We start from the raw sequence: 13,240 nt of genomic DNA on the forward strand, positions 1-13,240 counted from the left end.
GCCGTAAATTCTAAAAACAGCGGATGTCTGCCTCCGCCTGAGCACGCTTGAGTTCGCTGATGGCAGCTTTTGCCGGTGCGCTTTCGCGAAAAAGAACACCGTTCTCACCCGGAACCAGCCCCATTTGTTTGTAGGTTTCGGCTGCTTCATAGCGCTCATAGGTCACAACCGAGGCGATAACATCGATTGAACAGGAGCAGCGCTGGAGGGTATCGCGATTTTCTCCGTTCGCCTTCATGCAACCGTAAACATACTCCGCGACCGCCGGCGTCGGATAATCTGACGCAGCATGTGCCAGCATTGGAAATGCGATTGCTGCGCATGCTAACAAAATCGGCTTAATGGTTCTCACTCCAGGCATTTTCATACTCCTGCACTCGGTAATGCCAAATATACATTTTCCAGGCTGTTAATAAAAGAGAATATACGAGTGCAAGTATAATTTAGTTGAAAGTATCAAAATTTGCCATGGGGCAAATCGCCAGAATAACTCAGAAATACTGGACTTTTTTATGCGCTGCGGTAGCATTATATTGCAACGCAGCAAATATAAATTGATAATCATGCTTGCCTAATGAAATTCTTTCTCCTATCGTCAAATTGTTTCCGGCTTCAAGGACGTTACCGTCAAGGGAGTGGTGACAGTCTTCGTAGGCCAAGCGAGGTGGGCAGTAACGGTGCCCTCTGCGCGCCTGGCTTTGTCGTGACACGCTGCCGGAAATACTTCCCCATTTGCCTGAGCTAGTGGTGCGGACCCGTACGTTTACTCGGTTTTCGCCGATAGTTCATAAATGTGAACTTTGGGAGGACTAAATGCGTGTACACAGAAATTTAATAGGAATTGCATTGGCTACGACAGCCATGACGTTCTCGTTGGCGGGTGGAGCTTTGGCCAATGACGATCTTCAGGGCTTGATCTCGGATTCCAAGAACTGGGCTATCCAGACTGGCGACTATGCCAATACCCGTTACTCAAAACTCAACCAGATTACCAAGGATAATGTGAAGAACCTCCAGGTTTCCTGGACATTTTCAACGGGCGTGCTGCGTGGCCATGAAGGTGGTCCGCTCATTATCGGTGACGTGATGTATGTGCACGCGCCTTATCCGAATACGGTCTTTGCACTTGATTTGAACAATGATGGCAAGATCCTGTGGAAATATGAGCCCAAACAGGATTCCAACGTCATTCCAATCATGTGCTGCGATACGGTCAATCGCGGCGTCGCCTACGGCGATGGCAAGATATTCCTGTATCAGGCCGATACAACGCTCGTTGCACTTGATGCCAAGACAGGTGAAGTCGCCTGGTCGGTGAAAAATGGTGAGGCGACGGACGGCAGCAAAGGCGAATCCGGCACGTCCGCACCAATGGTGGTGAAGGACAAAGTCATTGTTGGTATATCCGGTGGCGAGTTCGGTGTGCGCGGAGCACTCACAGCCTACAACATCAAGGATGGCAAGCAGGCCTGGCGGGCCTGGTCTATGGGATCGGACGAGGAAACACTGATCGATCCCGAAAAGACAACCCAACTTGGCAAACCTGTGGGTGCCGATTCCGGTACGAACACCTGGGAAGGCGATCAGTGGAAAGTCGGTGGCGGTACAACATGGGGTTGGTATTCATACGATCCCAAGCTGAACCTCATCTATTATGGCACTGGCAATCCATCGACCTGGAACCCAAGTCAGCGTCCGGGCGACAATCGGTGGTCAATGACAATCATGGCTCGTGATGCCGACACCGGCATGGCCAAATGGCTTTATCAGATGACCCCACATGATGAGTGGGATTATGATGGCGTCAATGAAATGATCCTTGCCGACGGCATCGAGATAGACGGAAAGCCACGTGACGTTCTCGTACATTTTGACAGAAACGGCTTTGCTTACACGATGGATCGTGCCAACGGCGAACTTCTCGTCGCCAAAAAATACGATCCCGCGGTAAACTGGGCTACCGAAGTCGACATGGACAAGGACAGCAAAACCTATGGCCGTCCAAAGGTTGTCGACAAGTATTCGACACAGGCACAGGGTGAGGATGTCAATACAACCGGTATCTGTCCAGCGGCTCTTGGCACAAAGGATCAGCAGCCAGCAGCGTATTCTCCAAAGACCAAGCTCTTCTACGTGCCGACAAACCATGTTTGCATGGACTATGAGCCCTACAAGGTCAGCTACACTGCCGGTCAACCTTATATAGGTGCGACGCTTTCCATGTACCCGGCTCCCAACAGCCATGGTGGCATGGGTAACTTTGTTGCCTGGGATGCTGCAAAGGGCGAGATCGTCTGGTCTAAATCCGAACAGTTCTCGGTCTGGTCTGGTGCATTGGCAACCGATGGCGACGTGGTCTTTTATGGAACGCTCGAAGGCTACCTCAAGGCGGTCGATAAGGACGGTAAAGAACTCTACAAGTTCAAAACACCTTCCGGTATTATCGGCAATGTCACCACCTACGAACACAAGGGCAAACAATATGTTGCCGTTCTGTCGGGCGTGGGCGGTTGGGCTGGTATCGGTCTTGCTGCCGGGCTGACCAAGGGCACGGATGGTCTGGGCGCTGTCGGTGGATATGCCGGCCTTTCGGACTATACGGCTCTTGGTGGCCAATTGACGGTCTTTGCCGTTCCTGAGTGACAAAGGACGGTACTTGCATACCGTTAGCCACGTTGAGGCGGTCGCTAAAGCAGAACCCGGCCATGCCGGCCGGGTTCTTTGCGGCTCCGACAAACAAATGATCAATCGCGACTGTTGACCCGGCTTCCCAGAGCGCTGGCGAGGTTGCAATGAGAGGTTTCTTGATGCCGATCCGATTAATGATTCTTGCCGTAACTGCCAGCTTTGCTCTCTTGGCGAGCATGGTCAGTACCTATGCCGACGACAAAGCCGCCGCTGCGGTCGCGTCGCAGGACAATGGTAAATATGCCGACAAGGAAGGAAACCCTACATTCAAGATACAGGAAGATGGAACGGTGGATTGGTACACCTATAGTGGATATCGTCGCTTCAATTCCGAATGCAACGTGTGCCATGGTGCAGACGGCGCAGGCTCCTCTTTCGCTCCCGCCCTGGCAAATTCTCTCAAGACAATGACATATGCCGATTTTCTGTCGATCGTCGCGGTAGGCCGAAAGAACCTGAGCGCCGGGAACGAAAAAGTCATGCCCGCGTTCGGCGAGAACAAGAACGTCTACTGCTACATGGATGATCTTTATGTCTATTTGCGCGCACGCGCTGTCGGCGATCTCCCGCGCGGCCGTCCGGCAAAGAAAGAAGATAAACCGGAGGCCGCAAAAGAGGCCGAAACCTCCTGTATGGGTGGTTAGAATGCAGGTGAACCGGGCGCAACTTGCAAAAATCATTATGGCTTTCGCCACATGTGCAGCGATCAGCCTGCCCCTCAAGGCGTCTGCCCAGGAATCTGGCCTGGGTTCGGCAGGTGAGCTGGTGGACCCCGATGTTTTGCGGGTTTGTTCTGACCCTTCAAACCTGCCATTTTCCGATGATAAAGGCAAAGGTTTCGAGAACAAGCTTGCAGAGCTCGTTGCAGCCAAGACCGGGCGGAAATCAGTTGCTTATACGTGGTATCCAATGGCAACCGGTTTTGTCAGAAATACGCTGCGTTCCAATCGCTGTGACATCATCATGGGTTACGCTCAAGGTGATGAGCTGGTGCAGAACACCAATGCCTATTACCGATCGACTTATATGCTGATCTACAAGAAAAATACCGGTCTTGATGGTGTGGAAACCATTGAAGACCAAAAGCTTGCCGGCAAGAGGATTGGTGTTGTTGCCGGCACACCCCCGGCAGCCAATCTTGCCAAGGCCGGTTACATGCGCAATGTGCAGCCTTATCCGCTTATGGTCGATACGCGTCTGGCGCCGTCAATGGCAGAGGTGATGATCAAGGACTTGAAGAACGGCGTGATTGAGGCCGCAGTGCTGTGGGGCCCGATGGCGGGTTATTATGCAAAGGAAATCGATCCTGATCTGGTGGTGATCCCCTTGGTGAAAGAGAAATCACGGCATATGGCATATCGCATTACCATGGGCGTTCGTCCTTCCGATCAGGAGTGGAAACGCACCTTGAACAAGGTGATCAGGGAAAACCAGCAGGAGATCAACACGATATTATTGGGTTTCCAGGTGCCGCTGATCGATGAAAAAGACAGGCCTATTACGCAATAACCACCATTCGTCAGGAGGGCAAAATCCGGTGTGGAGATGGTTTGTTTTTTGGGTGGTTTTGTCGGGGTTGTCTCAAACGGCTGCCCTTGCGGTTGATACCGTTCCCGAGCCCGCAAACTACAGGCTGGAAAACTATAAGGCGCCAGTGCCTGCAACCTTGAAGGGCGCGCAGGTTGTCACCACTGAGGAGGCCATCGCATTGTGGAAGAGCAAGGCAGCTGTCTTTGTCGATGTGCTGCCCCACGATCCAAAGCCGGCAGGTCTTCCGCAGGGTACGGTGTGGAAGGAAAAGGTAAGAGAGGATATTCCCGGCAGCATCTGGCTCGCAAATGTGGGCTATGGCGTGATCAACAACGAGACCGAGGCCTATTTCCGCAAGGGGCTGATGTCCCGGCTTGGAGACGACAGGCGGCGAAAGATTCTGTTTTACTGCATGGAGAATTGCTGGATGTCATGGAATGCAGCCAAGCGGGCGGTGGAGTGGGGATATGAGTCGGTTCTCTGGTATCCCTTGGGTACCGATGGCTGGGTTGCAGCAAAGCAGCCGACACGGAAAAATGAACCCTATTAATTTCAATCCTGCGCCAAGAAGGCGTATGGTAGCGGAGAAAGATCAATCTTTGGTCTTTGTACAGAAGGAGGAAAGCATGAAGAAGACATGGAAAAAACCTGAAATGTGCCAGGTTGCTGCCGGCATGGAATTGACACGCTATTTGCCCGCAGAATTGAAGGCAAAGAAGTAGCAACCGGCCGCCCCGCGCAAGATATTCGCGCGGGGCGACGACTTCAGATTGAATGCAAGGCCGGATAAATCCTGGCGATGAGGAAATACAGCCTGATGCGATTAAAGATCATTGGTTCCGCAGCAGGTGGCGGTTTTCCGCAATGGAACTGCAATTACGGATTGAGCCGTGCCGCATGGAATGGCCAAGCCAATGTTCGCGCCCGGACCCAATCGAGCCTTGCCGTAAGTGCGAACGGGAATGATTGGGTCTTGTTCAATGCTTCTCCGGATATTCGCCAGCAAATTGCTGCAACGCCGGAGCTGCAACCAAAGCCTGACGGCCCGCTGCGCTCGACTCCCATAAGCGCTGTCGTATTGACAAATGCTGATGTCGATCACATTGCCGGGCTGCTGAGCATGCGTGAGCGTGAGCCGTTTGTGCTTTATGCTTCGCGCCGCGTTCTTGATGTTCTCGACAGTAATTCGATTTTCAATGTTCTTGACCGGTCGATGGTGGAAAGGCGGGAGCTTGTCCTGAACAGGCAGACCACGATTGTCGGCACCGATGAAATGACGACGGGAATCACTGTCGAGACCTTTCCGGTGCCCGGGAAAGTAGCGCTGTTTCTTGAAGATCCGGCATTGGTCGACAATAATTTTGGCACGCAGGACGGCGACGCGGTCGGTCTGAAGATCTCATCACCCGACGGCGCTGCGGCGTTTTACATTCCCGGCTGTGCCCGCATAGACGAGAGTCTGAAAGCGAGGCTGACCAATGCGCAATGTCTGTTGTTCGATGGTACGGTCTATATGGATGACGAGATGATCCGTGCAGGTGTCGGTGGAAAAACCGGAGCACGTATGGGTCATATCCATATCGCCGGAGACGATGGTTCCATGGCTGCGATCGGTGCGCTTGGGATCAGGAAACGGATATATGTGCACATCAACAATACAAACCCGATCCTTGATGCCGCTTCGCCGGAGCATGCTGCTGTGGTGCGGGCAGGTTGGAAGGTGGCATTCGACGGTATGGAGATCCGGCTTTGAACGAATTTGATGATGCGGCACGCAATGGGTTGTCACCCCGTGAACTGGAAGCCGTTCTCCGGGAGGTTGGCGCTGCCCGTTACCACAACAAGCACCCGTTTCACCATCAGATGACAAGCGGAGCCCTCACCAAGGGGCAGATGCAGGCGTGGGCGCTCAATCGTTACTCCTATCAGTCGGTTATTCCGCGCAAGGATGCAGCAATCCTCATGCGCTCCGAAGATCCGGAATTCCGGGCACAATGGCGCAAGCGTATCGAAGATCATGACGGTGATGACGGCTGGAATGGCGGAATTGCGCGCTGGCTCAAGCTGGCGACGGGACTGGGCCTGGATGGAGACATGGTCAAGAGTGAAAGGAAAGTTTTGCCGGCTACACGATTTGCCGTTGGCGCATATCTTTCCTACTGCAGCAACAAAACGATGCTGGAGGCGGTCGCCTCATCGCTCACCGAATTGTTTTCACCCGTCATCATAACCGAACGCGTGCCGGCGATGCTGGCAAGATATGACTATATAACAAAAGACATCCTGGCCTATTTCGACAAGCGTCCGGCACTCGCTTCCCGCGATTCGGATTTCGCGCTGGCTTACGTGATGGAGCATGCCAATACTCCCGAAAAACAGCAGGCGGTGATCAACGCCCTTGTATTCAAGTGTGATGTATTGTGGGCCATGCTTGATGCGCTGTCCCATGCGTATGGACAAAAGGGCAATATTCCGCCCGGCGCTTTCGTTCCGGAGGCATCATGAGTGAGACCCGTGTCCGTGCGATCGTATTGCCGCAGTCGCGTCCGGCCCTGAAAAGGCATGCAAGGCTGCAGTATGATAAGGTGCGCGGTGCATGGGCTTTGCTGTCACCAGAGCGGATATTCTGGCCCAATGAAGTCAGCCTTGACATTTTGCGGCTTTGCAACGGCCGCAATGAGGTTACGCAAATGATTGCCATCCTTGCAGACCAGTATGGAGCGGACGAAACAGAGATCACTTTGGATGTAACCGGCTTCCTGCAGGAATGGTCCGACAAATTTTTGGTGGAGTTGTAATGGAACCTGTGCTTCCCCCCATAGGCATGCTGGCGGAACTGACCCATCGGTGCCCGTTGCAATGTGCATATTGCTCCAATCCTGTTGAGCTTCTCAAGGCCAACCGCGAAATGAATACCGGTGGCTGGATTTCACTATTCGAGCAGGCTGCGGATCTCGGTGTGCTGCAGGTGCACCTTTCGGGCGGGGAGCCGACATTGCGGACCGATCTTGTGGAACTTGTCCGTTGCCTTGCCCGGCGGGGTGTATACACCAACCTCATTACCGCCGGTGTCGGAATCGCCGAAGGGCGCATTGAGGCGCTGGCCGAAGCCGGGCTCGATCATATACAGCTCAGCTTCCAGGGCGCGTTTGCTCCCACGACGGAAAAAATCGGAAACGCTCGCGGGGCTCATGAGAAGAAAATTGAAACTGCCCGGCGGGTAACGGCGACAGGGCTGCCGTTGACAATAAACGCCCCCATCCACCGTCATAACATGGACGAGGTGCCGGATTTTATTGATCTTGCGCTTGATCTTGGAGCAGAACGGCTGGAGATCGCCAATGTACAATATGCGGGCTGGGCGCTGCTTAATCGCGATGCTCTCATGCCGCAAAGGGCTGCGGTAGAGCGTCAGGTGCAGATCGTTGAAGAAGCACAGGAGCGGTTGCGTGGCATAATGGCCATTGATTTTGTCACACCCGATTACTTCGCCATCTACCCTAAACCCTGCATGGGTGGCTGGGCACGGGATGCTTTCATGGTTGCTCCGGATGGAACCGTCTTGCCATGCCATGCTGCCGCTACAATCAAGACCTTGCAGTTCGAGCGCTTTGGAGACAGGACACTGGGCCAGATATGGCACGATTCTCCAGCGTTCAAAGCGTTTCGCGGTACAGACTGGATGCAGGAGCCCTGCAGAAGCTGTGAGCGCAAGGAGATTGATTGGGGAGGGTGCCGCTGTCAGGCTATGGCCATTGCCGGTGATGCCGTTGCGAGCGATCCCGCATGCATCAAGTCGCCGTTCCATGATCGGATGGGAGTGTTGATCGACCAGGCCACCGGTACCAAATCATCCGACGGCACATTTGCCTATCGCCGAATAGGGCGCATGACCGAGCCTATGGTCTGATCAGGGCTCGGGTAATCGTCTTCGACAGTCCATAAAGACGCTGTTCGATGATGATGGGCACTTCGCAGACATAAGTCAGCGAATGCACTCGCTCGTCATAGATGCGTGTTTCCCACGTCAATCGCTGATCCAGTCGATCAAGTTCTTCTGGATCCGTATCGGGCTTGGCGCGCAGCGCATCAACCCTGGAGGCTTCCTGGCGCAGATCAGCCGCCATATCCCTCTGCTTTGCCGCATAACGGGAAATCCCCGCCATAACTTGGACGCGCTCACTGTTAAGCGTATCGAACAGTCCCTGGAACAGCAGAAACATCTTGCTGTTGACCTGCTCCTGCGGGAGACTGCCGGCAAATTCAGTGATCCGTTTCTGCGCATCCTCGAGTGGTAAACGCCGTGCCGCGAGCTCGCTGACCAGACCCAGGATTTGGGAATCTGTATTCCATTTTGTGGCCGCTTCGGGGATATCGGGACCATCCCAGACCTGACCAGTCGAAAGAGCCGGAACCTTGCGTTGAATGCAGGGCCAGCTTGGATCGTTATTGGCTGCAGCAAAAGCTGGAAATATGCACGCACTGGCGCAAAGGACGACCATGGCTCCCAGGGCAATCCGGGTCATGTGTTGCCTCCTTCCTGTTTTTTGACAACAATGCCTCTTGAGGGGTCGTAGGCAATAATTGCGCCAGCGAGGAAGAGGACTATAAAACCGCAAACGACAGCCAGAGACAGCCATTCGATTTGCCCGTAAAATGCAAAGCGGATTAATTCTACACCGTAGGAGAAAGGGTTGAGCAGGCATATCTTGTAAAGAAGGGGGCTCGATTCCTGTACGCGCCAGAGCGGGTAAAGTGCGGATGAAGCGAAATACATCGGGAAGATCACGAAATTCATGATGCCTGCAAAATTTTCCAGCTGCTTGACCAAGGAGGAAAGCAGCATGCCGAGAGCACCCAGCATCATTCCCGAGAGGAACAAGGTAGGCAAGATCAAAAAGTAACCCTGTACCGGCGCTTTCACATCCCAGAGCCAGGCCACAAAAAGGAAAGCGTAAACCTGGATGATTGAAACCGCGACGCCGGCAAGCAATTTGGAAACCAGAAGGAACCAGCGGGGAAACGGGCTGACGAGCAGGGTACGCATATTGCCCATTTCACGGTCATAAACCATGGAGAGCGATGACTGCATTCCGCTGAACAACAGGATCATCCCGCACAATCCCGGTGTGATATAAACTTCATAAAGTACGTAGGTCTGATAGGGTGGAATGATTGAGACACCCAGCACCTGGCGAAACCCGGCTGCAAATATGAACAGCCACAACAAGGGCCGCACCAGCGAGGAAACAAATCGCTCGCGCTGATTGAGATAGCGCAAGCCCTCGCGGACAAGAATGCCCTTCAGGCATGTAAGATATTGCATGGCGCTAAAACGGTTGTGCAGAACATTGCCTGTTGTGGCGTGACTCATAATTGCCTCCCCGTATCGAGCGCCAGAACGCCTGTCAGCCGGGAAAAGGCCTCATTGATCGTCGCCGCTCCCGCATCCTTTACGACGTCGCCCACTGGTCCGTTCGCGACGAGCCTGCCCTGGTTGAGCACGATGACCTGATCGGCGTGGCTGACCTCATCGATGAGATGCGTAGCCCACAGCACGCTTATGTTCTTTTCCCGGACGAGCTTGCGGATGTCGGCAAGGATCGTTGCGCGGGATTTGATATCCAGGCCGACTGTTGCTTCATCGAGTAGAAGCAGGAAAGGTCGGTGAATCAATGCACGAATGATTTCCACCCGCCTTATCTGACCGCCTGAAAGACTGCGGGTCTTTTCATGCAGCCTGTCGCTCATATCAATGGACTGCATGAACTCGTGGATGCGCCGGTCTGCATCCCGCTTTCCTATGCCATGAAGCGAAGCGTGGTAAGACAGGTTTTGGTATATGGAAAGATCAAGATCGAGCGTGCGGGCCTGAAACACAATGCCCAATTGTCGTAATGCATTGCCGGGTCTGCGGTCTATGTCATGGCCGAACACGCGGATGTGGCCATGACGCGTTGCGTAAAGGTGGCTGACAAGTGAGAAAAGTGTGGTCTTTCCGGCACCGTTCAATCCCAGAAGTACGGCAAAAGTACCAGGCGCTATCGAAAAAGTGACATCGTCAAGTGCCTGGCGTTTGCCATAGAAATAACTCACCGAGACCAGCTCGAGCGCCGGGACACCGGTTTCAGGCAAGGGTTTGCCGGGAATGTCTTTCAGTCCGGCATTCGTAACCATCAAGTTCCCCCTGGTCGTGTGCAATCGCCTGTCAGGGCAGCTATTTTATGGTTATTGTACCCTTCATGCCTTTGTCGGCAAGGTCGGGCACCGACCATGTATACTTGCCCGGACGCACGGCGGTGAACTGAACATTGATGGTGCCAGGCGCATCAAATTCCAGCCAGGCCGGGGCGCCGTTCATATGGACTTCAAGATCATTGATGACGATCTGGTTCATCCAGACATTCCTGAACAGATCGGTTGCAAACTTATATTCCAACCCTGCCGCGGACGTGATCTTCCAACGGTAGCCCTGTCCTGACACCAGCTCGAAATCCTTCCGGTTTACCGTAAACTCGTCATCTTTTGAGCCAAGGATGAGCTCCGGCAAGTTTTTGCTGGCGCGGGTCACGGCCGGCGCATTGGCCTGTGTCTCCGTCTTCGGGGCAGCCTGCGCGTCATCGTCATCATCATCGGCCTGTGCGAATGCCGGCGGTTGAGCGATTAGAACACCAAAAAGTGCCGCCAATGCCAGTGTCTTGTAGTTGGTCATTTGTCTATCCTCCCTTGAAAGCTCATGTCAGTTCGGTGATACGGCAACGCCCCACGGCAATTGTCCGACCGTGACGGATTTGATCGGTTCGTCAGTCGCAGTGTCGATGAAGGTAATGTCATTCGACAGGCCATTTGTGCTGATGACCGTTTTGCCATCAGGCAGGAAGGCGAGCTGCCAGACACGCTGGCCCACCAGCACATATTTTTCCACCTCGTAGGTTTCCGTGTTGATCACAGCAACACGATTGGCAGGGCCCAGTGCCACATAGGCTTTTTTGCCGTCCGCTGTGATGCGTATGCCTACGGGCTGGATTTGCTCGGAGCGCAGGCCCTGCACTTCAAAGGTGATTTTGTGTTTGACTTCACGCGTGTTGTTATCGATCACCGAGACGGTACCACCGATTTCCGCCGAGACCCAGACCTCAGATCCGTCCGGTTTGAATTCGGCAAAGCGCGGGCGGGAATCCACCAGGACATTGTCGGTGATTTCATGGGTCGTGGTGTCGATGAAATGAGCCATGTTGGTGGTTTCAGAGGTGTTCACAATGGTTTTTCCGTCGGGACTGACCCCCATTCCTTCAGGCTCCACCCCCACCGGGATCTCGGCGATGACGTTTTTTCCTTCAATGTCGATCGCGGTCACCAGATTGTCATCCTCATTGGCAACGTAAAGCGTCTTGCCATCGGGTGACAGGACGAAAAGTTCGGGATCCGGCCCTGACGGCAACGAACCAACAATCTCGTTGGTGGCAGCATCTATTATCTCGACCGTGTCGTCGTCGCTGGCGCAAACGTAAATGAGCTTTCCGTCGTGAGAAATTGTAATACCGCGCGGCCTTTGTCCGACATTGATCGTCTTGACCACCTCCATGGTTTTGGAATCAACGACGGTGACCGTATTGTCCTTTTCGTTAGACACGTAGACCATGTTTGCCCTGGCGGGCTGTATAAGAAACGGCATTGCTGCTGCGGCCGCAGCAAGCAGGCACATGTGTCGGTGCATTTTGTCCTCCCCTTGAAATTGCGTTCTGATCAAAGCCGGCATTTTGTCTCGGGCCGATCCACTCCCAGCGTGTCGAGTTCCGAAAACTGATGCAGAAACCCTTCCTGCGGCGATGTTGAGACAACTCCGTCCGCGTCGCCAATCAGGATTGGCTGTCTCAGCTGCCAGTTCCAGTCGCGGAAGGTGAGTTTTTGTCCTTTGAAGGCTGCAATCGAAAAATCCTCGGATTTAAGGTAATCCTCTACCTGTTTTGGGTCGTTGGATTTGACGCGCGTTGTTGCCTCGCCGAGAATGCGTACAGCGGTCCAGGCCTGCATGTCCTTGGAAAGCATCCGGCGGCCGATTGTTTTGTTGAAGCGGTTCTGGATCTGGGTTCCACCCCATTGTTCGCTGGCCGGATGCCAGCTGGACGCGATCAAACCGGCCGTTCCGGCGACGGGTCGGGGTGTCCATGTACGATAGGGAACGTAGCTGCCGAAAACTTCGCTTTCGTCTGCGACGATGACGACATCATGCTCCGGTAGGTTCTGGGTGAAGACTGGCATCTGCTTTTGCACCTGAACGACGCCACTGTCGGTTCTACGGGCAGTACCCTTATCTTCGTATATGCGCTCTTCAACGATGGTTGCGCCAAATCGCGTGGCTGCCCGTCGCACTGCTTGCGCATAAAGCCCGTCCCGTTCATGGGAGCCATACAACAGAACCCATTTGCGCCATTGTTTCCAGACCAGATATTGCGCCAGTCCATCGGCCAGCATTGTCCGTGTGGGCGCTGTGTGAAAAATATCGGCGCGGCATTCCTCCTCGCGCAGAATATCGTCCGTTGCGCCGACATTGAACAGGACGACACCCGCTTCCTTTGCAATTTCCGCAACGGACAATAACTGCTTTGCGGAAATGTCGGTCAGGATGAAACGGTCGCCCCGGCTCACCATCTGCCTGAATGCGGGAATCACATCCGCATCGAACTTTGTCTCCAGGACGTCCAGCACAAAGCTTTGGCCAAGGAATTTTCCCGTCGTGTTGTTGTCGTTGACAGCGACATTCGCGCCAGCAACCCCTTCGTCACGTGGTGGAACATTCAATACCGAAAGCGCCAGTTGCGGCTCATAAGCGCGCAGATAGCCAATCCGAGTTTCCACGACGGGCTTTGCCGCCTTGTTTGTCAAGGAACTTTGAGCGTATGGCTCACAGACGTTGACGAACAGCAAAAAAAAGCCGAATAAAAATGTGAGAGTGCTTGGCACCGTACTCTTCATAACCATACCATTCATACATGCCGCCATTCATGCGGTGGCGGTTGAT

General features: G+C 53.8%; 16 protein-coding genes. 9 read left to right on the plus strand and 7 right to left on the minus strand.

The genetic code is table 11. The features are described 5' to 3' along the window. Positions 1–10: 10 nt before the first annotated feature. Positions 11–367 (minus strand): hypothetical protein, encoded by a 357-nt coding sequence (locus ACYJL1_RS23565; RefSeq protein ID WP_460899527.1) that lies wholly within the window; start codon positions 365–367, stop codon positions 11–13. A gap of 494 nt (positions 368–861) precedes the next feature. On the opposite strand from ACYJL1_RS23565, the gene xoxF5 reads away from it, so the two are divergent. The 9 genes from xoxF5 to pqqE all read left to right on the plus strand — a co-directional run bounded on the left by xoxF5 (position 862) and on the right by pqqE (position 8,128). Continuing rightward, positions 862–2,643 (plus strand): lanthanide-dependent methanol dehydrogenase XoxF5, encoded by a 1,782-nt coding sequence (xoxF5, locus tag ACYJL1_RS23570; RefSeq protein ID WP_460899984.1) that lies wholly within the window; start codon positions 862–864, stop codon positions 2,641–2,643. A 164-nt stretch (positions 2,644–2,807) separates the two neighbouring features. After that, entirely contained in the window at positions 2,808–3,332 is a 525-nt protein-coding gene (locus ACYJL1_RS23575) for a c-type cytochrome, methanol metabolism-related (RefSeq protein ID WP_460899528.1), read from the plus strand. Position 3,333: 1 nt separating this feature from the next. Continuing rightward, on the plus strand, positions 3,334–4,197 hold the full coding sequence (locus ACYJL1_RS23580) for a quinoprotein dehydrogenase-associated putative ABC transporter substrate-binding protein (RefSeq protein WP_460899529.1): 864 nt from the start codon (positions 3,334–3,336) through the stop codon (positions 4,195–4,197). A 28-nt stretch (positions 4,198–4,225) separates the two neighbouring features. Then, positions 4,226–4,768 carry a PQQ-dependent catabolism-associated CXXCW motif protein gene (locus ACYJL1_RS23585; protein WP_460899530.1) on the plus strand — a complete coding sequence of 181 codons (543 nt, stop codon included), beginning with the start codon at positions 4,226–4,228 and terminating at the stop codon, positions 4,766–4,768. A gap of 76 nt (positions 4,769–4,844) precedes the next feature. Continuing rightward, on the plus strand, positions 4,845–4,940 hold the full coding sequence (locus ACYJL1_RS23590) for a pyrroloquinoline quinone precursor peptide PqqA (RefSeq protein ID WP_115053909.1): 96 nt from the start codon (positions 4,845–4,847) through the stop codon (positions 4,938–4,940). 95 nt (positions 4,941–5,035) lie between these two features. Then, positions 5,036–5,971, plus strand: a complete 936-nt coding sequence (gene pqqB / locus ACYJL1_RS23595) for a pyrroloquinoline quinone biosynthesis protein PqqB (RefSeq protein ID WP_460899531.1) — start codon at positions 5,036–5,038, stop codon at positions 5,969–5,971. After that, entirely contained in the window at positions 5,968–6,723 is a 756-nt protein-coding gene (gene pqqC, locus ACYJL1_RS23600) for a pyrroloquinoline-quinone synthase PqqC (protein ID WP_460899532.1), read from the plus strand. Before pqqB ends, pqqC begins: the two co-directional genes overlap by 4 nt. Then, positions 6,720–7,016 carry a pyrroloquinoline quinone biosynthesis peptide chaperone PqqD gene (gene pqqD / locus ACYJL1_RS23605; protein ID WP_460899533.1) on the plus strand — a complete coding sequence of 99 codons (297 nt, stop codon included), beginning with the start codon at positions 6,720–6,722 and terminating at the stop codon, positions 7,014–7,016. Before pqqC ends, pqqD begins: the two co-directional genes overlap by 4 nt. Next, entirely contained in the window at positions 7,016–8,128 is a 1,113-nt protein-coding gene (pqqE, locus tag ACYJL1_RS23610) for a pyrroloquinoline quinone biosynthesis protein PqqE (protein WP_460899534.1), read from the plus strand. Before pqqD ends, pqqE begins: the two co-directional genes overlap by 1 nt. Here pqqE and ACYJL1_RS23615 read toward each other — a convergent pair. The 6 genes from ACYJL1_RS23615 to ACYJL1_RS23640 are packed head-to-tail and all read right to left on the minus strand — an operon-like array spanning position 8,118 to position 13,194. Further along, entirely contained in the window at positions 8,118–8,744 is a 627-nt protein-coding gene (locus ACYJL1_RS23615) for a hypothetical protein (RefSeq protein WP_460899535.1), read from the minus strand. The two genes, pqqE and ACYJL1_RS23615, sit on opposite strands and share 11 nt — an antisense overlap. Further along, on the minus strand, positions 8,741–9,592 hold the full coding sequence (locus tag ACYJL1_RS23620; protein ID WP_460899536.1) for an ABC transporter permease: 852 nt from the start codon (positions 9,590–9,592) through the stop codon (positions 8,741–8,743). Before ACYJL1_RS23620 ends, ACYJL1_RS23615 begins: the two co-directional genes overlap by 4 nt. After that, positions 9,589–10,395, minus strand: coding sequence for an ABC transporter ATP-binding protein (locus ACYJL1_RS23625; protein WP_460899537.1), 807 nt, complete (start codon positions 10,393–10,395; stop codon positions 9,589–9,591). Before ACYJL1_RS23625 ends, ACYJL1_RS23620 begins: the two co-directional genes overlap by 4 nt. Positions 10,396–10,435: 40 nt before the next feature. Further along, positions 10,436–10,930 carry a cupredoxin domain-containing protein gene (locus tag ACYJL1_RS23630; RefSeq protein ID WP_460899538.1) on the minus strand — a complete coding sequence of 165 codons (495 nt, stop codon included), beginning with the start codon at positions 10,928–10,930 and terminating at the stop codon, positions 10,436–10,438. Positions 10,931–10,957: 27 nt separating this feature from the next. Further along, positions 10,958–11,935, minus strand: coding sequence for a YVTN family beta-propeller repeat protein (locus ACYJL1_RS23635; RefSeq protein WP_460899539.1), 978 nt, complete (start codon positions 11,933–11,935; stop codon positions 10,958–10,960). Positions 11,936–11,964: 29 nt separating this feature from the next. After that, the gene (locus tag ACYJL1_RS23640) at positions 11,965–13,194 is read right to left on the minus strand and encodes an ABC transporter substrate-binding protein (protein ID WP_460899985.1); all 1,230 of its coding nucleotides are present in this window, start codon (positions 13,192–13,194) and stop codon (positions 11,965–11,967) included. Positions 13,195–13,240: the final 46 nt, after the last annotated feature.

The organism is Phyllobacterium sp. K27, assembly GCF_054796155.1.

Coding starts and splice junctions, on each gene's coding strand:
- ACYJL1_RS23615 (WP_460899535.1), bottom strand. CDS start 8,744: ATGACCCGGATTGCCCTGGGAGCCATGGTCGTCCTTTGCGCCAGTGCG.
- ACYJL1_RS23620 (WP_460899536.1), bottom strand. CDS start 9,592: ATGAGTCACGCCACAACAGGCAATGTTCTGCACAACCGTTTTAGCGCC.
- ACYJL1_RS23635 (WP_460899539.1), bottom strand. CDS start 11,935: ATGCACCGACACATGTGCCTGCTTGCTGCGGCCGCAGCAGCAATGCCG.
- xoxF5 (WP_460899984.1), top strand. CDS start 862: ATGACGTTCTCGTTGGCGGGTGGAGCTTTGGCCAATGACGATCTTCAG.
- pqqB (WP_460899531.1), top strand. CDS start 5,036: ATGCGATTAAAGATCATTGGTTCCGCAGCAGGTGGCGGTTTTCCGCAA.
- ACYJL1_RS23580 (WP_460899529.1), top strand. CDS start 3,334: ATGCAGGTGAACCGGGCGCAACTTGCAAAAATCATTATGGCTTTCGCC.
- ACYJL1_RS23625 (WP_460899537.1), bottom strand. CDS start 10,395: ATGGTTACGAATGCCGGACTGAAAGACATTCCCGGCAAACCCTTGCCT.
- ACYJL1_RS23575 (WP_460899528.1), top strand. CDS start 2,808: ATGCCGATCCGATTAATGATTCTTGCCGTAACTGCCAGCTTTGCTCTC.
- ACYJL1_RS23640 (WP_460899985.1), bottom strand. CDS start 13,194: ATGAAGAGTACGGTGCCAAGCACTCTCACATTTTTATTCGGCTTTTTT.
- pqqD (WP_460899533.1), top strand. CDS start 6,720: ATGAGTGAGACCCGTGTCCGTGCGATCGTATTGCCGCAGTCGCGTCCG.
- ACYJL1_RS23565 (WP_460899527.1), bottom strand. CDS start 367: ATGAAAATGCCTGGAGTGAGAACCATTAAGCCGATTTTGTTAGCATGC.
- pqqE (WP_460899534.1), top strand. CDS start 7,016: ATGGAACCTGTGCTTCCCCCCATAGGCATGCTGGCGGAACTGACCCAT.
- ACYJL1_RS23590 (WP_115053909.1), top strand. CDS start 4,845: ATGAAGAAGACATGGAAAAAACCTGAAATGTGCCAGGTTGCTGCCGGC.
- ACYJL1_RS23630 (WP_460899538.1), bottom strand. CDS start 10,930: ATGACCAACTACAAGACACTGGCATTGGCGGCACTTTTTGGTGTTCTA.